This is a genomic window from Bacillus sp. FSL L8-0528 (genome assembly GCF_038593085.1).
GTDB classification, from domain to species: Bacteria; Bacillota; Bacilli; order Bacillales; family Bacillaceae; genus Bacillus; species Bacillus paralicheniformis.
In genome coordinates this window covers 858,999-881,587 of the sequence record NZ_CP151961.1, presented here as the reverse complement: position 1 = coordinate 881,587, position 22,589 = coordinate 858,999, and the positions used below count along the sequence as shown (strand labels likewise).

Sequence of the window (22,589 nt, the reverse complement as noted above, 5' to 3'; positions counted from 1 at the left end):
TACTTATATCATGCTGAAGGAGCCGTTCCAACAGGTTCGGGGGAGACAGTTCCTATACTCGCGTTCTGTTTATTTTCCCGAAAAACGGGAACTTTCCCGGCCGTTTTATGTCGTGTAGAATAGAGACAATTCACGTGAATTGGAGTGTGTTGTTGATGATGATCGCAATCGGTTTATTTTTACTGGCGGGTTTGGCTGAAATCGGGGGCGGCTATCTCGTATGGCTGTGGCTGAGGGAATCCAAACCATTGTGGTACGGGTTGGCCGGAGGGCTGACTTTAATCATTTACGGCGTCATCCCGGCTTTTCAGGCATTTCCATCGTTCGGGCGCGTCTATGCCGCGTACGGGGGCGTATTTATTATTCTGGCTGTGCTTTGGGGGTGGCTGGTCGACAAAAAAACCCCCGACCTCTATGATTGGGCCGGGGCTGTGATCTGTTTAGCCGGCGTCAGCGTCATGCTTTGGGCGCCGAGAGGCTAAAGGTTATATTTTCGAAGCCGCTTGTAAAATGTGCTTCTTGGAATTCCGGCCAGCTTGGCCGCTTCGGACACATTTCCTTTCGTTTTTTGCAAAGCTTCCATCATCGTTTGTTTTTGAACACGTTCTCTGAATGTGAGCCGGTCTTCTTCAGAAGGCGCGCCGCTTTTCCAATGGAGTCCGTCCAGCACCGCACTGTATTGGGAGGGGGCGATCAGCCCGCCGTCCGGAAATAAAACCCTGAGCCTTTCAAACGTATTAAAGAGCTCACGGACGTTTCCCGGCCAGTGATATTCTTGAAGCCGCTTGAAAAAAATCGGCGGAAAATCGGCCTTCCACCCGTGTTGCTGCTGATAGTGGCGGAACAAATCAGGTATGTCCTCTTTGCGCTCTCTGAGCGGCGGTACTTTTACCGGATAAACATGAAGGCGGTAATACAGATCTTCACGTATCTTTCCTTTTTGGAGAAGATCTTTCAGATCACGGTGTGTTGCTGTGATGATTCTGATGTCGAGGGGAACTTCACGGGTTCCGCCGATCGGAGTGACCTTCCGCTCTTCGATGATCCTTAAGAGCGCCACTTGCATCTGATAAGGGATTTCACCGATTTCATCGAGAAAAATCGTACCGCGGTGAGCCTGCTCAAACTTTCCTTTTGAACCGCGGCGCTTTGCTCCTGTAAATGCGCCTTCGGTATAGCCGAACAATTCGCTCTCCATCAAGCTTTCAGGAATGGCGCCGCAGTTGACGGCGATAAAAGGGCCGTTTCTCCGGGCGCTTGCCTGATGAATGGCCCTTGCGGCAAGTTCCTTTCCGGAGCCCGTCTCCCCCCATATGTATACATTCGCATCCGTCTGAGCCGCAAGCCTCATGTCGTTAAGCGCCTGCTGAAACGCCCGGCTTGTTCCTGTTTCTCCCGGATAGATGAAACGGGGTACGAGTGATGGAGCTGTTTTTTTGCGGGACACTTCAGCCAGTGCCATCGACTTTCCGAGGGGCCTCCCGTCTTTGGCGGAGAAAATCGGCTGCTTGTGCACGCCGGTAAACCCGCGCTCATACAGATCATTGACATCCATTCTCCTCCAGTCAGAAAAACGTTCCCGCACCGGTCTGCTCGCAGCTACGATTTTGTCTTTTTCATTGCACACGATAAACGGCTGATCCGAATCGATTTTTTCCAGACAATGGCTGATGAGCTCGGCTTCGTTTTTTTTCGTGTGTACGCTGACCTCGCGCTCGATGGCGTGTGCGGCAGTAGCAGCCATCCCAAGCATAAAGGGATGCCTTCTATCCGTGAGACAGGAAATATCGATCAAACCCATAACGGTGCCGTCTTCATCGCGAATCGGTGCAGCAGAACAGCTCCAATGATGGGATGCCACTGAAAAATGCTCGGTCCCGTGAATGGTGACAGCTTCGCCGATTTCAAGGGCGGTTCCGATGGCGTTCGTGCCGACTTCTGTTTCCGTCCAGCGCACCCCCTCAACAAAATTGATTTTTTTCGCCTCTTCAAGCGTCCTCAGGCATCCGGCCAAGCTCAATACGTACCCGTCGGCATCGATCAGGAGCGCCATCATTTCCGACTCTTTTAATTCACGGCTGATATTGTGTAAATAAGGCAGGGCGATATCGAGGAATAACGAGTGTTTCTTTTTTTGAGCGTTGAATAAATCCTTTTTTAAAATTGACTGTCCTTTATCTAAATACGGATTTACATTTCGGCTTTTGCAGCGGTACCATGATTCCATGACTCTTTTGTTCAAGCGGGCCTGGTCAAGGAGCCCCTCCTGAACAAAACGTTTCCACGTATTTAAATAGCAGGGCGTCGGATTCATTCCATCCTCTCCTAATGCTTTTTCCTCATTATATTATAAAAGCGCTTTCAATATCGATAAAAAAACTTCGCACTTACCTGCTGTGCGAAGTTTTCCATTATTCAGCAGTGAACCGCCTGACCTGCGGCTTGCAGCAAAGCTTCGTGAATCGTTTCCGAAAGAGTCGGATGAGCCGCGATGAAGTGCTCCATTGCGTCTGCCGTCAGCTCAGCGTGCATCATCACGGCTGCCTGGCCGATCAGTTCGGTTGCTCTCGGACCCACGATCGAAACCCCGACAATTTCCTGATACTCCGGCTCTATGATGATCTTGACCTTACCGGCAGCCTCATTTAAAATAAGCGCTTTTCCGTTTGAAGAAAACGGAAATTCACCGATACGAACATCCCCGTAGCGCTCCCTCGCTTTTTTTTCATTTAAGCCGACGCTTGCGATCTCAGGCGAGGTATAGATGCAGCGCGGAATGATTTCACTGTTGGCCTTCATGTCTTTGCCTGAGGCATGGGATGCGGCGACGATTCCTTCGTGAAAAGCGGCATGCGCCAGCTGAACCCCGCCTGTGATATCCCCGCACGCATAAATATGCGGAATGTTTGTCTGCATATGTTGGTTGACTTGAATCCCTTTCCTGTCATATTGGACACCAATATGCTCAAGCTTCAGATCAGCAGTTCTCGGTTTTCGGCCGACGGCGACCAGACATCGATCCGCTTGAATATTAAAGCTATCATCGCCATTTTTCAGAAAGACGCGCCGCCAGGCAGGATCAAGACGCTCCACTTGTACAGATGTGAAAACACGGACGCCGGACTCTTCAAGACTTGTGTGCAGAAAGGCGGCAATATCCGGATCTTCCTCAGGCAAAATCTGTTCCGCTTGCTCGGCTATAATTACGTTCGCTCCCAGCCTGCTGTATATACTGGCAAATTCACAACCGATGATTCCTCCGCCGATAATAAAAATCGTTTCAGGGATGGACGGCAATGACATGGCATCTCCGCTGTGGATGATCCAGCTCCCGTCAAAAGACGCAAAAGGCAGTGCGGCAGGTTCCGCTCCTGCCGCTATAATCACATGACCGGCATTGATGACCTCCTGTTTTCCGCCCTTTTCAACAAGTATGTCGTGTTCCGACAAGAACGATGCTTTTCCTTGCAGTACCTTGATTTTGTTTTTATTCATCAAATATTTAATACCCCCGGCGAGCCGCTGAATGATCTCTCTTTTACGGCTTTGGACGGCCTGCCACTGAACCGTCGGGCTTTCGCCTGACAGCCCGATGCCGAATGCGCCGGCGGACTTTACTTTCTCGAACATATCGGCGCTTTCAAGAAGCGTTTTTGTCGGTATGCACCCTTCATTTAAACACGTCCCTCCGAGGGGGCCATCTTCAATCAGGATGACTTCTCTGCTATTCTTGGCGGCTGTTATCGCCGCCACGTAACCCGCAGGTCCCCCTCCTATAATCGCGAGTGTCACAGTCTATCCACCTTCTCTCTATAAAAGAATCGATGCAGGATCTTCCAAATATTTTTTTACATCTGAAAGGAATGCTGCGGCAGGCGCACCATCAAGCGCGCGGTGATCAAAAGTCAGACTGAGCGGCAGAATGGCGCCCTTTGTCAGTTCTCCGTCTTGATAAACGGGGGCCGAATACATTTGGCCGATTCCGAGTATCCCGGTTTCCGGCGGATTTAAGATCGGCGTAAAGTGCTCGACACCATATGCGCCGAGATTTGTAATCGTAAATGTCGATCCTTCTATTTCGTCGTGCAGAAGCCGGCCTTCCCGCGCTTTTTTGGCGTACCATTTGATTTTCTTGGCCAGATCGATCAGCGGGAGCCGCTCGGCATGGCGGATGACGGGAACGGCCAGGCCTTCATCCAAAGCGGCCGCCATTCCTAAATGAATGTGCTCAAAGGTCGCAAGCCTTCCGTCTTGATAAACGCTGTTCATGGCCGGATGATCCAAAAGCGAAAAAACAGCTGCCCTTGCGGCAAAATCAGTGATCGTCAGCTTTGTATCATACCTGGATTGGGCTGTTTCATTGAGCTGTTTTTGCAGGGCTGTTAATTTCGTGATGTCCGCCTTCATCGTAATCGTCAGCTGGGCGCTGTTTTGCAGGCTTTCCGTCATTCTTGCGGCAATCGTTTTCCTCATCGGGCTTGCCGGCGGACGATCTTCCGCCTTATCCGCCTGCTTGTTCGGCCTGTCGGGAAGCGCCTGCAGCACATCCGCTTTCGTAATTCTCCCCCCGGGCCCTGTGCCTTTCAGCGTTTTGATGTCTATATTTGCGCTTTGCGCGATTTTGCGTGCAGCCGGAGAAATTTTAATCCGTTCTTTCGGGGGATCCGGCTGTTTTGTTTGACTTTCCGGCGTTTGTTCGTTTTCATTCCCGATCTGGCAGATGACCGTTCCCGGCGGCACTCCCTCTCCTTCGGACACTTTGATGTCCAACACGGTTCCGTTTGCCGGAGATTCGATTTCCATTTCGATTTTTTCGGAATTGATGCTGGCAATGCTTTCTCCTTTTTCAACGGCTTCACCGACTTTTTTATTCCAGACGGAAACCGTACCTTCTTTCATCGACATTCCCAATTTCGGCATGACAACCTCGACAGCCATGTTCTCCTCTCCTTTCCAATCTTTACACCGTATGTGTTGAGGTTTCTCCTAGCATCTCAAGCACGGTGTTCACCACTTTTTCCGGTGTCGGCAAATACAGGTCTTCAAGAGGCGGTGAAAATGGCACCGGCGTATGCGGAGCCGTCACCTTTTTAACCGGTGCGTCAAGCGAATCAAATCCTTTATCTGCCGCCAATGATGCGATATCCGCGGCAATGCTGCATCTCGGATTGGCTTCATCGACGATCACAAGCCTGTTTGTTTTTTCTATAGATGAAAGGACAGCCTCTTCATCAAGCGGCGAAAGACTCCTCGGATCAAGGACTTCGGCTTCGATTCCCCGAAGTGAGAGATGTTCCGCCGCTTGAAGCGCCGTATGAACCTGTTTGCCGACTGCGACAATCGTTACATCAGCGCCTTTCCGCTTGATATCGGCTTTTCCGATCGGCAGCGTGTAATATTCTTCCGGCACATCGCCTGTCATGTTGTACAGCGTTTTGTCTTCAAAAAAGATAACCGGATCCTGATCCTCAATCGCAGCGAGTAATAAGCCTTTCGCATCGTACGGGGTCGACGGAACAATCACTTTCAGGCCGGGAATGCTTGTAAATAGGGCATACAAGCTTTGCGAATGCTGGGCGGCTGCCCTAAAGCCCGCGCCGTGGGTCGTCCGGATCGTAATTGGAACTTCCGCTTTGCCGCCAAACATGTAGCGGAATTTCGCTCCCTGGTTCAGCACCTGGTCCAAACATGTTCCGATAAAATCGTTAAACATCAATTCCGCGATCGGCCTTAAACCTGTTGAAGCCGCCGCCATGGCTGCGCCGATGTACCCCGCTTCACTGATCGGCGTATCAAGGACGCGCTCCCGTCCAAATTCCTGAACAATCCCTTTCGTGACGCCGAGCACACCGCCCCATGCTTCATCATCCTGCAGATGATCAACATTCGCTCCTCCTGCGACATCTTCCCCCATTAAAATGACGTGATCGTCCTTTCTCATCGCAAGTTTGATCGCTTCATTCAATGCGGCTGACATGCTGATTTCCCTTGTCATGTTTCCTTCCCCCTTCATGAATTAATAAGATACATATACATCTGTCAGCAGTTCGGTTTCTTCCGGATAAGCGCTTTTTTCGCTGAATGCGACCGCTTCCTCCACCGCTTCTTCAACTTCTTTTTCAATCCGCGACTGCTCTTCTTCACTCATCAGCCCTTTTGCCAACAATTCGCTTTTGAACGCGGCAATGGCATCTTTTTCTTCCTGATGCACCGCCTTTTCTTCATTTGTTTTGTAGCGCTGGGCATCTCCTTCAAAATGACCGTAGTTCCTGTATGTCATACACTCAATGAGCGTCGGTCCCTCTCCGTTTTTGGCACGCTCTATCGCCCGGCCCGCAGCCTGGAAAACCGCGGCCGCATCTTTTCCATCCACGCGAATGCCCGGAATCCCATAGGCGGACGCACGATCTGCAATCGACTCGCAGCTTGACGCATAGGAAAACGGCGTCGCTTCGCCATACCCGTTGTTTTCGGCGACAAATATGACAGGCAGCTTCCAAATGGCGGCAAGGTTGATCCCTTCGTGAAACGTCCCCTGGTTGTTGGCTCCGTCGCCAAAAAAGCAAACGCTTACATTTTTAGTCTTTTTATACTTTGCAGTGAGGGCAGCTCCGCAGGCCAAGGGAAATCCCCCGCCGACGATCCCGTTTGCGCCAAGCATCCCTTTGTTAAAGTCTGCGATATGCATCGATCCGCCTTTTCCTTTGCAAAGTCCCGCAGATTTTCCGTATATCTCGGCCATCATCCCCTTCAAGTCGCACCCTTTTGCAATGCAGTGCCCGTGGCCGCGGTGTGTGCTCGTGATGGTGTCTTCGTCATTTAAATGGGCGCAGACGCCCGCGGCAACCGCTTCTTCTCCGGCGTAAAGATGGACAAAGCCCGGCAGTATTCCTTTAGCAAACAGCTGATGAACCCGATCTTCGAAATGGCGGATTTCCAGCATTTTTTGATACATCCACACCGCTTTTTCCTTTGTCAGTACCTCTTCCATATGAATAAACCTCCTGTCTTTTTTTTACTCACACACATTATGATGCAAAAATCGTGCCAACTCTTCGACGCGAACATAAGCCGCTTTTCAGGCGGACATCCTTCCAGAACAAGAGACAAAACGAGACGGGTGTCTCAATTTGTCTACTTCGTCGGTTGCGGAAATGTCTTTGCCGCAGTTAGAATGAACGGTAGAGACGAAGGAGGTTTTTTTCATGAAGAAAGCGTATGTTTTTTTAATCGACGGATTTGAAGAAATCGAAGCGATAGCAACGATTGATATTTTACGGAGGGCTGAAGTCGAGACTGTCACCATCTCGCTTGATCCATCCCGCAGCGTGAAAGGCGGGCATGACATCATCGTCGAGGCAGACGTCATGTTTGAGGATGCTGATTTTCAAAAAGCGGATATGCTGATTCTTCCGGGCGGAAATGTAGGCAGCAAAAAAATGCTGGAACACCAAGCTTTGCACAAGACGCTGACAGAAGCGGCGGATGCAGGAAAATATGTCGCCGCTATCTGCGCCGCAACGATGACGCTCGGAAAAACGGGGCTTGTCAGCGGAAAAAAAGCGACCTGCTATCCCGGAGTTGAAGAACATTTGACAGGAGCGGATGTCACTGCAAATGAAACTGTTGTCGTGGATGGAAACATCATTACTTCCAGAGGCCCGGCGACCACGATTCCATTTGCCCTCAAGCTTGCCGAATTGCTGAACGGCAAAGAAAAAGCCGATGCAGTTGCCAAGGGAATGCTCGTCTGCTAAGACGGCATTCCTCTTTTTTATCCAATAAAAGAACGGTATTGACATCATAAATCTTAAAAGATATGATATTTAAAAAGTAATTCCGTAAAATCAATAATTGTAATCTCATGCAAAAGAGCTTTAGCATTCGGCTATAATCCCATTATGGTCGCGTGAAAAAGCAACCTTTGCCATGTATGACATTAACATTTTGATAGGACGGTATATTTCATTTTCCCTATATTCATGTATAAGGAAAAGAAATATACCGTTTTTCAGGAGGATATAACATTGAAAAAACAGAAAGTGACGAAGGGGTCTTTGGAGGCGGAGATCAGCAAAACCTTAACCCAATGGGAAAAAGACTATTTGGGCCGCGGCTCCGTGTCTGTTAAAACAGACATTCTCAGAAATATGGTCATCATTTCCCTGAACGGTATTTTGACGCCCGCCGAATACGAACTTTGCAGTACAAAAGAAGGCCTGCTGTCAATTAAAAGAACCCGCTCCGGTTTGGTGGAATCGGGTATAGAACAACTGAGCCGCATAATGAAGGAGCTGACCGGTGAAGAGACGATCAGCTTTCACACGGATATCAGCACCCGCACTGGCGAGCGGATCATGGTATTTAAATTGGCAAACGACCTGCAAAAAAAATTGGCATAGAAAAACGGAAGATCTTTAAAGCATGAACATGAGTTAAAGATAAGCCGGTATTATTCAGAAAGATTGGCTGAAATAGGCCGATCCTGAATATACCGGCTTTTTTTACGTTTTCAGAAAGGAAGGCAAGACATGAAACAGTATGTTCTTTTCCATCATCCCGACGGAGGGATGCCGGATGTTTGATCTGCTAGATTCTTTATTTTGGCTGAAAATATTTTTCGCGTCGCTTGCGCTTTGTTTGTTCAGCGCACTGCTCGTCCTGAATCGAAAGGTTCCATTGGCATATGTACGGATTCACGCCAAGATCATCGCCCTGCCGCCGCTTGCCGCGCTGGCAGCATTGATAACGGTGAATCCCGGGCAAGCTGGAGCTCCTTGGCGCTTGGATTCGCTGGCTTGGCTGATCGCCTTGTTTGTCTTGACCATCGGCTTCATCGTCCAGCGCTACTCTGTCCGGTATTTGTTCGGCGACCGCTCCTACCGTAAATTTTTTGTGCTGCTTACGCTTACAACAGGAGGCGCTTCATGCGCCTGGCTGAACGATGATCTTCGCTGGCTCCTCTTATGCTGGGGTATTACGCTTTTCGGCTTGACCGCGCTAATCGGCTTAAACAGCGCGTGGCAGGCGGCGAAAAATGCCGCTTTGTATGCGGGCCGGATCTTTGCGCTCAGCTGGCTGGCGATAGCAGCTGCCGCTCTTTGGCTGTCTCTTTCGACGGGACACTGGCGATTATCATCCGCCATAGCGGAAGAAAGCCTTGTACAGCTCAGCTCATGGGAGAAAACCGGGATCGGCCTCCTTATCATTTTAACGGTGATGATTCCTGCGGCACAGTGGCCGTTTCATCGCTGGCTGCTCGATTCGGCAATCGCCCCGACTCCCGTTTCCGCGGTCATGCACGCCGGACTCGTAAATGTAGGCGGCGTCATGCTGACCCGTTTCGCACCGATGTTCAGCGGTGATGGGCTGCAGCTTATTTTGCTTGTTCCCGCCGTCTTTTCCGTCTTGCTCGGAACGGGCATGATGATCGTCCAGACGGACTACAAGCGGCAGCTCGCAGCTTCAACGGTCGCGCAGATGGGTTTTATGCTCGTCCAATGCGCATTAGGGGCCTATATTGCGGCTGTTATTCACCTCATGTTACACGGCCTGTTCAAAGCCGCCCTTTTCCTGCAAGCCGGATCAGCGGTGCGCCGTTATGAATCGTTCGCATCTAAACGGGGCAGACCGGCTCTTTTCTGGGACATGATAGGCGGCGTCTTTGCTCTTACTGTCGTCATCGGAATCTGGGTCTCCTCTGCGGACGATGGCTATCAATTGATCAGCGCCCTTGTTTTAGGCTGGGCACTGTTCATTGCTTGGAGACAGCTTGTCACAGCCAATGACGGACGCGTCACACGAATGGCCGGGCTTTTCATTTTATCGGGGGCTTCACTCGCGTTTGCCATCATTCATTCCGGTTTACACGGGCTCCTGAAGGAAGCTGTTGTACAAGGAGCGCAGCCGCCTGCAATGGCGGCCGTTATAACGGCAGTCGTTTTGTTAGCCGGCAGTGCGGCCGGCGCCTTGATCGTTCGGCAGCGCTTTTCATGGTCCGGCGCACTTTATCTGCGTCTTGTAAAAACGGGTGAGCCTCATTTTGAATCGGTCGAAGAACGGCCGAATTATCTTGACCAATATCTTACTCAAGGAGGTCGTCAATCATGAAAGCAGCACCCACATTGTCTAAACAATTGATCTTCAAATATGAACATCAGACAGCGGACTTTAATATTGATGAATCGGTTCAATCAGCAGCACGGGTCATTGCGCCGCTATGGCCGATTGAAACTTTTGCCGCGCGCCATCCGTGGATGGGTCTTGAAGAACAGACATTTGAACAGACGGCCCGGCAGCTTAAACAGCAGCTTCATGTTGATATTTACCCAAAGTCCTCCATTTTCCGCTCCGCAAAACAACGGGGAGAAATCGATGAGGCCATTCTTGAAAAAAAGCTGACGCATTGGCTCGATTCATATCAGCCCGGCATGCAGAGGGAAACAGCGGAAGCGTTTTGCAAAGCTGCGCTCAAGCTCGACGAAATCCCTGAACAGCTCTTGAGATCCCGGCAAGTCGAAAAGCTTGCCAAACAAGCGGCGCGCGGGACAATCGATGATCGAAAAACACGCTTAATCAAACCGCTCAGCGTTTTTGCCGGACAGAAAACCGCTCACCTTCTTGATCATCATGTGATTAAATGGTGCAAGCTGTTCCTCGATGAATCACAATCGGCATGGCGGCTTCCGCATCGCGAGAAAGGGTTTTACAGCGCTTGGCGGCAGCTTGTTGAACATGATCCCGCCCTGGCGCGAGCGGAACGTCAACGACTGAAAGGGTGGCCGGAAGAGCCTCGGGACGCGATGAAAAGAGCACTCCGAGCGCTTGATATTTCTGATGGAGACGTTCAGGCATACCTTGAAGCTCATTTGCTCTCTCTTCCGGGATGGGCCGGGATGATGCTTTGGCGTTCCCAGCAATCGCAGGATGAACAAGGGCTGCTGCTCGAGTATTTAGCCATCCGGCTTTCAATGGAATGGATGCTTATTGAACCTTATTTGCCGCTGTCTAAGCCAAAACCTGAAAAAGAGATGCAGGTCGTTCCTTTGATTGCGGCCTGGCTGCATTGGGGCCTCCTGACGCCTGACGAATGGCTCAAACTTTCAGCAGCAGAGCAAAAAGCGAGATTAACACTCGCCCGCCGCTTTGATGATCTAACACGCAGGCGCATCTGGCTGGAAGCGTGGGAACAATCATACGCTGCTGAGGTAAGAAATCTCATCACGGCAAACAAACCTGCCGCTGCCGCCAAAAGTGAAGCGGCGCTGGCCCAGCTTGCATTTTGTATTGATGTCCGTTCAGAGCCGTTCCGACGGGCATTGGAAAAGTCAGGCCCTTTTGAAACGTATGGAACAGCGGGCTTTTTCAATCTGGCGATCGAAACGTGCGAGCTTGGCACTAAGCACACTCACAGCTCTCTGCCGGTCATCCTTAAACCTCAGCATCGAGTAAATGAAACGGCCGATGAATCAAGTTTCAAATCGTACCAAGAACATAAAAAAGCGGCATCCTCGCTGAGCTCCGCCTTTAAAAAGATGAAACAGAATCTATTGGCGGGTATGCTGCTTCCCGAAGTGAGCGGGCCGTGGCTGAGCGTGCAAATGGCCGCGCGCAGCCTGGTCCCCCGCGCAGCCGGGCAAGCTTTCCGGAATGCGCGGAAAACATGGCTGAAGAAGCCTCAGGCAAAGCTCTCGCTTGATCGCATGGAAACATCTGAATCCGGCATTCCGGTCGGATTTACGGATAAAGAAAAAGCCGCCTATGCCAGACAGGCATTAAAGATGATGGGGATCACTGACCGGTTCGCTCCGCTCGTTGTCATTTGCGGGCACGCCAGCAGAAGCACGAATAACCCTTATGCATCAGCACTGGACTGCGGCGCCTGCGGAGGCGCATCAGGCGCTTTCAACGCACGCGTCCTAGCCGCTTTATGCAACCTTCCGAGCGTCAGACAGAGACTCCGCTCCGACGGCATTTTTATTCCGGATGATACGGTATTCGCCGCCGCAGAGCACATTACAACATTGGACGAACTGCAGTGGCTCTATGTACCTGAGCTTCCGGCTAAAGCTCAACAAGCGTTCGACCGCATCAACTCGGTGCTTCCCGATGTGAGCCGCACTGTCGGAGCCGAACGTTTAGAAGAGCTGCCGCAGCTCGGCTACCAAAATCCGCGGAGTGAAGTTGAGCGCTTCGCCGAAGATTGGAGCGAAATCCGTCCCGAATGGGGGCTGGCCCGAAATGCTTCATTCATCATCGGCACACGCCGGCTTACACGCGGAGCTGATCTTGAAGGAAGAGCTTTTCTGCACAGCTATGACTGGCGGAATGACGAGGACGGCTCCATCCTCAGCGGCATCATTTCAGGGCCTGGAACAGTTGCCCAATGGATCAATCTGCAGTATTACGCGTCAACCGTTGCGCCGCATTATTATGGAAGCGGAAATAAGGCAACCCAAACCGTTACTTCAGGCCTCGGCGTCATGCAAGGAAATGCAAGCGATCTTTTGGCCGGCCTCCCGTGGCAGTCCGTCATGCGGTCAGATGACGAAATATATCATGCGCCTCTCAGGCTCCTGATCGTGATCGAAGCGCCGGATGATGCTATCGAACGTCTCCTTGACCGCGATCACAGCTTCCGGCAAAAGGCCGAGAACGGATGGATCCACCTGGCATCTATTAACCCGGAGGGAAAATGGAAGAACTGGACACACACGATAAATAAATGAGGTGAAATGTCATGGAAGAAGACAAAAAAATACTGATGATTATCGGAATGGAGAAGCAGCTTGAACAGACCATCTGCCGGGCAGCGAATATTCAGCCTGAAAACGCCCTCGTTTTAAAAAGCGTCTTCCCTGATATTTCACAGCCCTACGGTGATTTGATGAGAGATATCATCACCCTTGTCCACCGGAACAAAGCGGAAGAAATCTGGATTGTCCGCGATAAGCACGAGCAAACGGCAGATGAAGATATTTCTGACCTTTTAAATAGAAACAAAGATTTAAGTGATAGAATGCAAACTTTAGAGTACCTTTTCCAAAACTGCAGTCCGGAGTTTACGCAGAGCAGCATCGATGAATGGCTGTCACCGAGCAAAAACGCGGCCGAAGGTGTACACAAAAGTGTCGCCGCCATCCGCCGGCACCCGTTAATCCCTTCGCACGTTAAAGTGAAAGGATTTCTAATCGAAAATTCGGTTTTAACGGAAATTGAAGCCTTAAACAAAAACGGAGCCCGATAACAGGGCTCCGTTTTCTTAAACACACCATTCTTTACACGACAGCAGACCGCTGATAAAATCTCTGAATATGCATGGTAATGTAGCACAGCTCTTTTTCCGGAAATTCAAAACCATACTCCCGCTTCACAAATGCCCCGATTTCTTCTGCGCACATAAACGCTTGTCCAAACTTCTTTTTAATGAGGCTGATCATTTCACCATCCATTTCGTAAAATGTCTCTCCCGATTCGATATGCTGAATGGCGAAACGGAGATGGTTGACAAGCCGCTCATACGAAATCGTCTCATCCTTTATTTTAATGTTGAGTTTGTTTTCGATGATCTCGATAATATCTTTGATCATCGTTGTGAGATCGAGCGTTTTTGTCATATCTCCCGCGTTTGTTTTGGCTGTATGAATATGAAGTGCAATATTGGCGACTTCATCCTCCGGAATATCGATCTTCAGCTTTTCTTTAATGAGGGCCTTTGCCCAGCGGCCGATTTGAAATTCTTTCGTGTAGAGGACTTTGACTTCTTGAAGCAGCGGATTTTTAATGACCATTCCCTTGCTTAACCGTTCTATCGCGAATGATAAATGATCTGAAAAAGCAACATGGATTCGCTCATTGATTTTGATTCCGAGCTCTTTTTCCGCATGAGAAATAATATCCTCCGCCACCTGAATATGATCTTCCGGCAACGTTTTTAAGATCTCCTCAAATTGGCGGTATTCTGATGAATCTTTCATTACGAATATTTTTTCAATTTTAGATCTATCGACAATATCATTCTTCTTTTTTTGAAATGCGATTCCGGAACCTAATACGATCTTTTCCTCGCCGCCATCCTTGACGACGAGCGCATTGTTATTTAAGATTTTTTTTACTTTCATAGCTGCCTTCCTTTCATCCTGTTTTAATGAATGAAAACGGAATTATTCTTTTTCATCTTTAAAGCCAAGACACAAAGTCGCAATGAATGCTGAAATCACCGCAATCGCAAAAGCGATTAAATAATGAATGAGATTGGCGGTGCCAAGAGGAAGAATGATTGAAATCATCGGGATGCCGGACAATCCGTAAGAGTTTGCCGCAACGTGTGTGAAAACAGCGTATGCACCTCCGATGGCGCCTCCGATCGATGCACCGATAAACGGCCTGGCGAGCTTCAGGTTGACGCCAAACATGACAGGTTCGACGATTCCCAAAAAAGCGGTGAGAGAAGCCGGAATCGCAATCTTTCTGATGCCGGCATTCTTTGTTTTCAAAAACACGGCGAGTCCCGCTCCCCCCTGCGCGACATTGGCCATCGACCATATTGGAAGCAGAAAATTAACCCCGTATTCGGGATCTGCGAGCAGCGACGCTTCAATCACATAAAAACTGTGGTGCAGGCCGCTCAAAACGAGTAAGGAGTAAAGCCCGCCAAATAAAAATCCGGCGCAAGCCCCCGCAAAATGATAAACAAACCCGAGACAGTCGCTTACAAAATGGGCGATGATCAGTGAGAGCGGCCCCATGATAAACAGCGCGGCAAATCCCGAAGCCATGACTGTAATAAACGGTGCGACGAGCAAATCTAAAGAACGGGGGACGATTCTTTTTAAGAATTTTTCGATTTTGCTCATTATATAGACGGATAAGAGAATCGGAATGACCGTCCCCTGGTATCCGATCAAAGGAACTTCAAGGCCGAATACTTCGACGGATTCCGGCTTTTGGCTGCCGAGCAATGAAGGATCGAGCAGATCGGGATGGGTCAGAATTCCGCCGATGACAGCGCCTAAAAACGGATTCGCTCCAAACTGTTTAGCTGCACTGAACCCGATCAGCACAGGCAAAATGACAAACGCTGAACTTGAAAAAATGTCGAGCATTTTCATCAGCGGGCCGCCATAGGCGCCGAGGCTGAATTCTTTAAGCACACTGATGAGACCCATGAGCAATCCGCTCGCAACGATTGCAGGAATGATCGGCACAAAGATATCTGACAGCGTTTTGGCAAATCGCGTCAATATGTTCATGTTTGGCCGCGCCTCCCGGCGGGCTTCTTCAAGAGGAGCCGGATCGCTGTATTGGATCATTTCCTTATAAATCTTATTGACTACACCTGTACCGAAAATAATCTGGAACAAACCGTATCTGAAAAAAGTCCCCTGCACAGACTCCATCTTTTCAATAGCAGCTATATCGATTTTTTCTTCATCTCTGACATTGAAGCGCAGCCTTGTCGTACAATGGCTGATGCTGATGATATTCTCCGCGCCTCCAATGAGGGGCAAGAGAACTCTTGCAATCTCTTTTTGCAGCACCCGGATCTACCTCCTCCAATTTTTCTATCCTATCAAATCAACAGAAGACGATCAAAATGAAAAATGTGCCATCACATCTAAAGACCCCCGGTGAAAGGAATAAAAAAAGACCTAAAACATGCGAAAGCAACAGCCGATAGGCGCAAAAAAAGCACACTAAGGTCTGTAGTTCCTTTAGCACATTTTAGGTCTTGCCTGCCTTACCAGTAACAATCCCGTCGATATTTATTTGTTCTTAATATGATTCTATTCGCTTCGGGCATGGACATCAATAGTGCAAACCGCCTATATATCCTGCATATAAAAAAGAGAAGGCGTTAAAGCGCCTTCTCTACATCTTCAATGGCTATCGCGCGGTCCTTTAAAACATGCACACTGTACTTCACATAGCCGGGCCGGTCTTCCCCGTCTAAGCCCATACTGTCAATCTCAATGTTTTCATAATGGTAGCCGCTCAATAACTTTTTCACCGCTTTTGCCTGGTCATAGACCTGCCTCTGGCCGTCCCGGCCTGAATTCAAGGTAACTGTAACAGCGATCGGTTCTGTTTGCTTCAGTTTTTTCCAATCTGTATTGACATATAGCTTCCAGATAGAGAAACTTGGACGTCGATTACGTTTTTCAGCTTTTTTTCAAGCTCTGCCTTGATCTCATTTGAAGCTTCTTTGCTTATTCTGGCTCTCGTCTTTTCCTGTCTGACTTCTTTAATGCCATCGTTTGTGACAGCCGGGTGCAAGCCTCCTTTTACGCTGAAAATGTACTCATCATTCCGCTCATCTGACACGCGAAAAAGGTATTCAGCAAACTTGAAATTATAGGAGCTCCCTTTCATATTTAAGGTTTCGCCGGAGTGGGCTTCCTGCAAGTATGCCGATAGCTTTTGTTCAGCCAGCGCGCGGCTGACCGGATTTCCGTAAAAGGCGTTATACACATAACAGCCCGTCACAAGAATCAACAACGAGAGACCTGTAATGAAGGCTTTCTTTTTCAATTCAATCAACTCTTTCCAAATTCCCGCGTCCCGTCCATTATGAAGAAGAATTCGGACATTAGGCAAGCTCTTTCTGCTTCGTCTCCGTTCCCAAAAAGAAGATGGCCGCGACAGCTGCAACAACGGCGACGCAGAAGATCAAAAAGATCATTGAAATCTCTGTCCCCCGGGCGACGAGATAGCCGACAAGAAGCGGGCCGAGGATGCCGCCGATTCGGCCAAAGCCGGCTGCCATTCCTGCACCGGTCCCCCTGATTGATGTCGGGTATTGTTCAGGCGTATAAGCATAAAGCGCGCCCCAGGCACCAAGGTTGAAAAACGATAAAAACATGCCTGACGCAAGCAGAAGCGCCAGCGATTCAGCCGATCCGAAGAAGTAGGCGCTGACAGCCGTCCCTAACAAGTAGACGGTAAGCACCATTTTCCGGCCGGCTTTTTCAATCAGCCATGCCGCGGAGAAATAGCCGGGCAGCTGAGCCAGCGTCATGATCAAGACGTACTCAAAGCTCTGGATCATGCTGAATCCTTTCATCACCATGACGCTCGGCAGCCAAAGAAACATGCCGTAGTAGGAAAAGACGACGCAAAACCAGACAATCCACAGCATGGCCGTAGGCCGGGCATACTTGCGGGACCAGACGTTTTTCACATTTTCCGCGACGGTCGGCTTCCTTTCCTGCGCAAGCTTCTCATATTTCGGAGAATCCGGCAGGGCGATCCGCAAATATAAGGCGTAAATAGCCGGTATCGCGGTTATTAATAAAGCAATCTGCCAGCCGTAGGCCGGAATAATAAAATACGAAATGAGCGCGGCAGCCAGCCAGCCGAACGCCCAGAAACTTTCGAGCAGGACGACGACTCTTCCCCTCCGCTCCGGCGCAACCGTTTCGGATACGAGCGTAGATGCGACTGGAAGCTCTCCTCCAAGACCCATACCGACGAAAAAGCGCAGCACTAAAAATGCCCACAATGTCGTCGTTAAAGCGGACAACCCGCTGCCAATCGAGAAAAACAGCAGCGTAATCATAAAAACGTATTTTCTTCCGACACGGTCAGCCAAAAGGCCAAAGACAAATGCCCCGACAGCCATGCCGATTGAGTTGACGCTGCCGATCCAGCTCATCTCCTGCGGCGTCAACTTCCATTCCGCGTGCAAAGCAGCGATGATAAACGATAATATGCCAACCTCCATGGCATCAAAAAGCCAGCCGAGACCGGCGATGCCAAGCAGTCTGCGCTCTGAAACAGGACGGTTCTTCTTCATACTCACAACACCTCTTTACTCTCTTAGCAGTTTACATGAGTATTAGTTTACACCTGTCTTTACACTTTTGTCACGAAGAAAATGAGGCGCCGTCTTTTTCAGTTTAATGAATATGATGCTTGTGAAACTTTTCTTTTTGGTGCTTCAATTTTGGCAGAAACCCGTTTTCCCGCTCTTTTTCATAGCGCTTTTCAATATGAGATTTGATTTCTTTTCCCCTTTCCTGATCAAGGATTCCGTACTCCACATACTTATTGATCAGCTGTTTTTTCTTTTCCATAATGTCCTTTTGCAAAGAAGCCAGTTCATTTTTTTGCTTGTCGGTCAACTCTTGATAAACGCGTGTTTCCCCGTAGGCAGAAGACATGACAGCCGTACATGACAGCGGAATGACGAGAAGCAGGCTGACGCACAGTTTGCGCATCATGCAACATCCTTTCTGATCTATGATTCATTCTATTTTTATCTTTTTTGCGGAGTTTATGCATAAAAAAAGCCGCTTGATAAAGCGGCTTGGCTTTCTATTAAGGCTGCAGCGATTTCCGCGCCGTATATTCATCAATGCGCGCCAATGCATCTTTCATGTCCATGCAGTTGCTGAAGCTTTCATCAATTTTTTGAATGCCTTCCTGATATTTTCCATCAGTGAGTACTTGTTCTGCTGCATCTCTTAATCTTTCAGCATTGACCTCTTCTGCAAACAGCGGATATCCCGCATTCAGCTCTTTCAGGCGTTGGGCGATCATTGGCTGATCTTTATCATGCGGAAGCACGACCATCGGGACACGGTAATGGATGCCTTCATTGACGCTGTTCATGCCGCCGTGCGTAATGAACACATCGGCCTCTTTAAGAACCTCTAATTGCGGCACATACGGGGCGATGATAAAATGCTTCGGCACTTCTTTAATATCCGCGTAGTCCGACTTTTCGCCGGCGGCGATGACAACCTTGCCGTCGAAATCACGGAAAGCATCGATGCACATATTGAAAAAGTCAGCGGTTTTACCAAGTACGGTTCCCATTGAAATATAAATGACTTTCTCATTCTTTAACGATTCTACCGGGAAATCGGTCTTGTCGAGCCGCTTCGGAAAACGCGGGCCGATAAACAGCACATCATCCCCGAAACGGTCGCTGTCAGGCTGAAAATACCGGCTTGTATACACAACGGTCAACTCCGCCTGATTGCTCATAAACTGTCCTGTATGCCTAGGTGAGACGCCGTACTTTTCTTTCAGTTCCGCTAGCAGGTCTTCGCATTCTTTGTCCAAATGCAGCTCCGCGCCTGAATCCGGATGCAGCGGCAGAATCTTCATATGTTCTTGTCCGAAGAGAAATGAAGCCGACGAAGCGATTCCCGGAATGTTCAAATAATCCCTGACCAATTCACCCGCACCGAATGTGTCATAATATACGACGTCGAACGAAATGCTTTTGGACAGCTCTTTTACAATGTCTAGAATATACAGCGAGGTTTTGAGATGAATTTTTAAAAATTCAAGAAGGCCGGACGGTGAATTCGGATCAATATGCGCGTTTCTTACCAGATCTTTGTATAAATGGACGGTAGCCCCGACGCCCTCCAGCCTGTCTTTATACTTTTCTGTTGAAAGATAGTGCACATTGTCGCCTCTGTCAGCAAATGCTTTGGTGATCCCTAATGTAGGGTTGACATGCCCTTCCGCCGGAAAATTGACGATTAAAATATTTTTCATGATTAAAACTCCTTTTTATCCTTTTTGAAACGGGTTGACATCAATTCAGCGCCTGATTAGACTGATGTTAGTTGCTACTAACTATCATAAAATGGGGGTAAACACCTTTGCAAGAGACGAACGAACGGATCATATCTGCTGCTTTAGACTTAATGCAAAAATACGGATTCAAGTCGGTGACGATAAAGGATATCGCGCTTCGTTCAGGCGTCAGCGAAATGACCGTCTATCGGCACTTCAACACAAAGCTCGGACTTTTGGAAGCGGCCGTTCAACAATTTTCTTATATCCCAGCCTTTCAGCGCGTATTTGAAAACGATATCACTTGGAACCTAGAAAAAGATTTAACATTGATTGCGGAATCGTATTTGCTCCATATGGAAAATAACAAACCGCTCTACCTCATCGCTGTTCAAGACGGCGGAAGGATGACTGATCTTTTCGACTCTCTGTTAAAGCATATGGAAGAGCTCCTCAGTTATTTAACAGACTACTTTCAGACGATGCAGGACAAAAACCTGATGAAAAAGGGAGATCCAGATTCACAGGCCTTCGCTTTTCTGTCATCTTTATACGGATACTTCTCTTCTGGCGCATTGGCTGACGGCCGGTTTCAAAAAACCGCTAAAGACACTTATATTAAACAGATAACCGCCGCTTTCTGCGACGGTTTGCAAATATGATATCACCCTTCAACTGAAGGATGGATCGCTATTCATTCAGCTCTTCAACATCCTTCAGCTTGATATCCGTATTTTTTTCAAAGGAGGTGCTGTATTTGACATAGCCGATCTCCTCGTCTTTGATATCTTCCCCCTCAAAAATGTTGGCATTAATCATCACGCTTTCGTAGTCATACCCTTCCTTATTCAACAGGCGCTGAATTTTTTGCGCTGTATTGTATACGTCTTTTCGGTCGGCATTTGCGGCATCAAGTAAAATATGAATCTCCATCGGCCGCTCTAAGCGGAGGCTTTTCTCCCATTTTGCGTCATTTTTCAGCTTTCCTTTTAATACTTCCACATGCACGTCAACGTCTTTCAGATCGTTTATGGTTTTCGATAAAAATGTTTTGATTTCTTTTCCGGCTTCTTCTCCAAGCCGTTCCATCAGCGGTTCGTTGAGGTTCTCTTCATAGATCCCGTCCGTGTGCACTTCAGGTTGAACAAATCCTCTCAAAGAAAACAGATAGGGATCTTTGCGCTTTTGATCGTCGGTATCAGTGACTTCAAATACATATTCGGTGAACTTGAAATGATAGAGTCCGTTGTCGATCCGCAAGTTTTTTTCAGGATAGCGGTCAGTCAAATAATGCTCAAGCGCCGTTTGAGACAGCTTCTTGCTTACGGGATTTCCGTTGAAGGCGTTGTATGCGGCAAGTACAAAGGAAACGAGCAGCACAATCAATACGCTATACAAGATTTTCTTTTTCATCATATCAACTACTTTCTTTCAGCTTTAAGAACAGCCATCCGATCATCATCCCGGCCGCGGCGAAAAAACAGTGAATAGCAGCAAGCATGAAAGCGCCAAAGACGGCATACAGCAGGTGCTCCACAACCCCTGTACCGTCAGCTGCGTCCCATCCGGCCAGAATATCCCCCATCCCCCAAATGAAAATCGGCGCAAAGGAGAGGAGCATCACGAGTTTCATATCCCGGTAAAACAAGTACACCGCAAGCCCAAGCACGGCGTACCACAAAATAAAGCCGAAGCTCTCATTTAACAGGGATGTGTGAATCGCGAGAAAAAACGAAATGGCTGTAAACATCAATTGGTACAAGGAGAGCTTCCGATTGATTTTTTTAAACATTTGACTTTCATGAACAGACGACTCGATATGTTCCTTCGGAAGCTCGGCCTCCGTCATCTTCAAAAGCCTATGAAGCTCTTCATCGTTTTCGGCCGCTTCCTCAATCCATTCAGCCGTCTCCTTGCTTAACAGCCCCTCATGGTATAAAGGAAGCAAATCTTTGAATACACTGCGTTCCTTATCCTTCATCATACCCCTCCATTTCTTGCTGCAGCTTGAGCTTCGCTCTGTGAAACCCGACCCTGGCACCGTTTTCGGTTTTGCCTGTGAGCATGCCGATTTCTTTAAATGACAATTCTCCGTAGATACGGAGGGTGACCATTTCCTTTGAATCCTCATCAAGCCGGTTGATTTCCTCGAGAAGCCGCCGCTCTTTCTCGGTTTTCAGAAGTTGTTCTTCAGGAGATAAGCAAGCCGCTTCCTCATGCTGAAATATCGTGTTTGCCCCGGCTTTTGACGCTCCTGAACGAAAGTGTTTTTTCAACACATTTTTAGCAATCGCAAACACCCATGTTTTGATTGTCGACTTTCCCGAAAATGTATGATAGCCTTTCACAGCCTGATAAAATACTTCCTGTGTTAAATCTTCCGCCATTTCTTTATGGAATGTCTTAACGTAGAAAAAGGCATAAACGGAAGGCTGAATACTCTTGTAGACTTCCTCAAGCTTCATAAAGCCCCTCCCTGGCTGGGCATGCCGCTATTTTTCTATTCACTTATTAGTACCGCTGAACTTCTTTTTGTTACAAAAAATCGCATAAAAAAAGAGACAACACCGAAACATTCATGTTATCTCCGGTATCCGTAGCAGTCTGCCCGCGGTATGAAAAGGAGGCAAAAAGACACCTCATCTAGACAGCTGTTCAAATGGTCGATCATCATCTGCCGTCCTTCCACCACAGCCACCTTGTCTCTCAACTTGAACCAGTGCGACGAGTCCGTGAAGCATTTATAGGTGACATCTACACCTGCTTCAATTTCTTTTGTAACTGTTTACTCGTATAAATCTTTTCTTTTGGCACACTTTTCATCAGTGTATCTCATCCTCCTCTTTATTCGTCTAATCGACGTTTTCAATGTGCATGGTGAAATTCATAAAAACTATGTCATATCTTTCGGTGTAACCACACAAATTTCAATTCGTATGAGACACAAAATTACTCCCGCTAGCGCTCTCTGACTTGCAAACCAAAACAGGCAAAATGAAAGTTTCATTTTGCCTCCCTGTAAACCTTTATTTATACTCTCTCCTCTAATTAAAAAA

Annotated in this window: 22 protein-coding genes; 7 read left to right on the top strand and 15 right to left on the bottom strand. The window is 48.4% G+C overall.

Annotated elements, in window-relative coordinates:
• Window positions 1-152: 152 nt before the first annotated feature.
• Window positions 153-482 carry a YnfA family protein gene (locus MHI30_RS04350; protein WP_162009199.1) on the top strand — a complete coding sequence of 110 codons (330 nt, stop codon included), beginning with the start codon at window positions 153-155 and terminating at the stop codon, window positions 480-482.
• Here the strand turns inward: MHI30_RS04350 and MHI30_RS04345 are convergent.
• The 5 genes from MHI30_RS04345 to MHI30_RS04325 all read right to left on the bottom strand — a co-directional run bounded on the left by MHI30_RS04345 (window position 479) and on the right by MHI30_RS04325 (window position 6,991).
• Window positions 479-2,314 (bottom strand): sigma-54-dependent Fis family transcriptional regulator, encoded by a 1,836-nt coding sequence (locus tag MHI30_RS04345; protein ID WP_075755159.1) that lies wholly within the window; start codon window positions 2,312-2,314, stop codon window positions 479-481. The genes MHI30_RS04350 and MHI30_RS04345 overlap by 4 nt on opposite strands.
• A gap of 101 nt (window positions 2,315-2,415) precedes the next feature.
• The gene (gene lpdA / locus MHI30_RS04340; protein WP_075755157.1) at window positions 2,416-3,792 is read right to left on the bottom strand and encodes a dihydrolipoyl dehydrogenase; all 1,377 of its coding nucleotides are present in this window, start codon (window positions 3,790-3,792) and stop codon (window positions 2,416-2,418) included.
• A gap of 18 nt (window positions 3,793-3,810) precedes the next feature.
• Window positions 3,811-4,938, bottom strand: coding sequence for a dihydrolipoamide acetyltransferase family protein (locus MHI30_RS04335; RefSeq protein WP_075755155.1), 1,128 nt, complete (start codon window positions 4,936-4,938; stop codon window positions 3,811-3,813).
• A gap of 22 nt (window positions 4,939-4,960) precedes the next feature.
• On the bottom strand, window positions 4,961-5,995 hold the full coding sequence (locus MHI30_RS04330; RefSeq protein ID WP_075755153.1) for an alpha-ketoacid dehydrogenase subunit beta: 1,035 nt from the start codon (window positions 5,993-5,995) through the stop codon (window positions 4,961-4,963).
• A gap of 21 nt (window positions 5,996-6,016) precedes the next feature.
• A complete protein-coding gene (locus MHI30_RS04325; RefSeq protein ID WP_075755151.1) occupies window positions 6,017-6,991 on the bottom strand; it encodes a thiamine pyrophosphate-dependent dehydrogenase E1 component subunit alpha in 975 nt (324 codons plus the stop codon).
• 214 nt (window positions 6,992-7,205) lie between these two features.
• On the opposite strand from MHI30_RS04325, the gene MHI30_RS04320 reads away from it, so the two are divergent.
• The 5 genes from MHI30_RS04320 (at window position 7,206) to MHI30_RS04300 (ending at window position 13,246) form a co-directional block, all read left to right on the top strand.
• Window positions 7,206-7,757 carry a DJ-1 family glyoxalase III gene (locus MHI30_RS04320; protein WP_075755149.1) on the top strand — a complete coding sequence of 184 codons (552 nt, stop codon included), beginning with the start codon at window positions 7,206-7,208 and terminating at the stop codon, window positions 7,755-7,757.
• 270 nt (window positions 7,758-8,027) lie between these two features.
• Complete coding sequence (locus MHI30_RS04315) at window positions 8,028-8,402, top strand: DUF2294 domain-containing protein (RefSeq protein WP_016886253.1); 375 nt, start codon at window positions 8,028-8,030, stop codon at window positions 8,400-8,402.
• Between the two features lie 175 nt (window positions 8,403-8,577).
• Window positions 8,578-10,110: an NADH dehydrogenase subunit 5 gene (locus tag MHI30_RS04310; RefSeq protein ID WP_075755147.1), complete on the top strand. Its 1,533-nt coding sequence runs from the start codon at window positions 8,578-8,580 to the stop codon at window positions 10,108-10,110.
• Window positions 10,107-12,728 carry a putative inorganic carbon transporter subunit DabA gene (locus MHI30_RS04305; RefSeq protein WP_075755145.1) on the top strand — a complete coding sequence of 874 codons (2,622 nt, stop codon included), beginning with the start codon at window positions 10,107-10,109 and terminating at the stop codon, window positions 12,726-12,728. Before MHI30_RS04310 ends, MHI30_RS04305 begins: the two co-directional genes overlap by 4 nt.
• Window positions 12,729-12,739: 11 nt before the next feature.
• Window positions 12,740-13,246: a carbonic anhydrase gene (locus MHI30_RS04300; protein WP_075755143.1), complete on the top strand. Its 507-nt coding sequence runs from the start codon at window positions 12,740-12,742 to the stop codon at window positions 13,244-13,246.
• A gap of 31 nt (window positions 13,247-13,277) precedes the next feature.
• Here MHI30_RS04300 and MHI30_RS04295 read toward each other — a convergent pair whose 3' ends face one another.
• The 7 genes from MHI30_RS04295 to MHI30_RS04265 form a co-directional block, all read right to left on the bottom strand.
• On the bottom strand, window positions 13,278-14,120 hold the full coding sequence (locus MHI30_RS04295) for a PRD domain-containing protein (protein ID WP_075755141.1): 843 nt from the start codon (window positions 14,118-14,120) through the stop codon (window positions 13,278-13,280).
• 42 nt (window positions 14,121-14,162) lie between these two features.
• Window positions 14,163-15,539, bottom strand: coding sequence for a sucrose-specific PTS transporter subunit IIBC (locus tag MHI30_RS04290; protein WP_142238644.1), 1,377 nt, complete (start codon window positions 15,537-15,539; stop codon window positions 14,163-14,165).
• Between the two features lie 317 nt (window positions 15,540-15,856).
• Window positions 15,857-16,009 carry a hypothetical protein gene (locus MHI30_RS04285; protein WP_154495827.1) on the bottom strand — a complete coding sequence of 51 codons (153 nt, stop codon included), beginning with the start codon at window positions 16,007-16,009 and terminating at the stop codon, window positions 15,857-15,859.
• A gap of 83 nt (window positions 16,010-16,092) precedes the next feature.
• Window positions 16,093-16,530 carry a hypothetical protein gene (locus MHI30_RS04280; protein ID WP_342409912.1) on the bottom strand — a complete coding sequence of 146 codons (438 nt, stop codon included), beginning with the start codon at window positions 16,528-16,530 and terminating at the stop codon, window positions 16,093-16,095.
• Window positions 16,531-16,588: 58 nt separating this feature from the next.
• The gene (locus MHI30_RS04275) at window positions 16,589-17,794 is read right to left on the bottom strand and encodes an MFS transporter (protein WP_075755135.1); all 1,206 of its coding nucleotides are present in this window, start codon (window positions 17,792-17,794) and stop codon (window positions 16,589-16,591) included.
• A 103-nt stretch (window positions 17,795-17,897) separates the two neighbouring features.
• Window positions 17,898-18,221: a YckD family protein gene (locus tag MHI30_RS04270; protein ID WP_342409911.1), complete on the bottom strand. Its 324-nt coding sequence runs from the start codon at window positions 18,219-18,221 to the stop codon at window positions 17,898-17,900.
• A gap of 97 nt (window positions 18,222-18,318) precedes the next feature.
• Window positions 18,319-19,512: a macrolide family glycosyltransferase gene (locus MHI30_RS04265; protein ID WP_075755131.1), complete on the bottom strand. Its 1,194-nt coding sequence runs from the start codon at window positions 19,510-19,512 to the stop codon at window positions 18,319-18,321.
• Between the two features lie 107 nt (window positions 19,513-19,619).
• Between MHI30_RS04265 and MHI30_RS04260 the strand changes: the two genes are divergently transcribed.
• Entirely contained in the window at window positions 19,620-20,195 is a 576-nt protein-coding gene (locus MHI30_RS04260; protein WP_075755129.1) for a TetR/AcrR family transcriptional regulator, read from the top strand.
• 28 nt (window positions 20,196-20,223) lie between these two features.
• On the opposite strand, the gene MHI30_RS04255 is transcribed toward MHI30_RS04260, so the two are convergent.
• Genes MHI30_RS04255 through MHI30_RS04245 form a run of 3 tightly spaced genes read right to left on the bottom strand, consistent with a single transcriptional unit; the run spans window position 20,224 to window position 21,998 of the window.
• Window positions 20,224-20,949, bottom strand: a complete 726-nt coding sequence (locus MHI30_RS04255) for a hypothetical protein (protein WP_075755127.1) — start codon at window positions 20,947-20,949, stop codon at window positions 20,224-20,226.
• A gap of 1 nt (window position 20,950) precedes the next feature.
• The gene (locus tag MHI30_RS04250) at window positions 20,951-21,517 is read right to left on the bottom strand and encodes a hypothetical protein (RefSeq protein WP_342409910.1); all 567 of its coding nucleotides are present in this window, start codon (window positions 21,515-21,517) and stop codon (window positions 20,951-20,953) included.
• Entirely contained in the window at window positions 21,504-21,998 is a 495-nt protein-coding gene (locus MHI30_RS04245) for an RNA polymerase sigma factor (protein ID WP_075755123.1), read from the bottom strand. Before MHI30_RS04245 ends, MHI30_RS04250 begins: the two co-directional genes overlap by 14 nt.
• Between the last annotated feature and the right edge of the window lie 591 nt (window positions 21,999-22,589).

Coding starts and splice junctions, on each gene's coding strand:
- MHI30_RS04245 (WP_075755123.1), bottom strand. CDS start 21,998: ATGAAGCTTGAGGAAGTCTACAAGAGTATTCAGCCTTCCGTTTATGCC.
- MHI30_RS04345 (WP_075755159.1), bottom strand. CDS start 2,314: ATGAATCCGACGCCCTGCTATTTAAATACGTGGAAACGTTTTGTTCAG.
- MHI30_RS04255 (WP_075755127.1), bottom strand. CDS start 20,949: ATGATGAAAAAGAAAATCTTGTATAGCGTATTGATTGTGCTGCTCGTT.
- MHI30_RS04275 (WP_075755135.1), bottom strand. CDS start 17,794: ATGAAGAAGAACCGTCCTGTTTCAGAGCGCAGACTGCTTGGCATCGCC.
- MHI30_RS04265 (WP_075755131.1), bottom strand. CDS start 19,512: ATGAAAAATATTTTAATCGTCAATTTTCCGGCGGAAGGGCATGTCAAC.
- MHI30_RS04335 (WP_075755155.1), bottom strand. CDS start 4,938: ATGGCTGTCGAGGTTGTCATGCCGAAATTGGGAATGTCGATGAAAGAA.
- MHI30_RS04270 (WP_342409911.1), bottom strand. CDS start 18,221: ATGATGCGCAAACTGTGCGTCAGCCTGCTTCTCGTCATTCCGCTGTCA.
- MHI30_RS04325 (WP_075755151.1), bottom strand. CDS start 6,991: ATGGAAGAGGTACTGACAAAGGAAAAAGCGGTGTGGATGTATCAAAAA.
- MHI30_RS04330 (WP_075755153.1), bottom strand. CDS start 5,995: ATGACAAGGGAAATCAGCATGTCAGCCGCATTGAATGAAGCGATCAAA.
- MHI30_RS04305 (WP_075755145.1), top strand. CDS start 10,107: ATGAAAGCAGCACCCACATTGTCTAAACAATTGATCTTCAAATATGAA.
- MHI30_RS04250 (WP_342409910.1), bottom strand. CDS start 21,517: ATGATGAAGGATAAGGAACGCAGTGTATTCAAAGATTTGCTTCCTTTA.
- MHI30_RS04320 (WP_075755149.1), top strand. CDS start 7,206: ATGAAGAAAGCGTATGTTTTTTTAATCGACGGATTTGAAGAAATCGAA.
- MHI30_RS04310 (WP_075755147.1), top strand. CDS start 8,578: ATGTTTGATCTGCTAGATTCTTTATTTTGGCTGAAAATATTTTTCGCG.
- MHI30_RS04295 (WP_075755141.1), bottom strand. CDS start 14,120: ATGAAAGTAAAAAAAATCTTAAATAACAATGCGCTCGTCGTCAAGGAT.
- MHI30_RS04300 (WP_075755143.1), top strand. CDS start 12,740: ATGGAAGAAGACAAAAAAATACTGATGATTATCGGAATGGAGAAGCAG.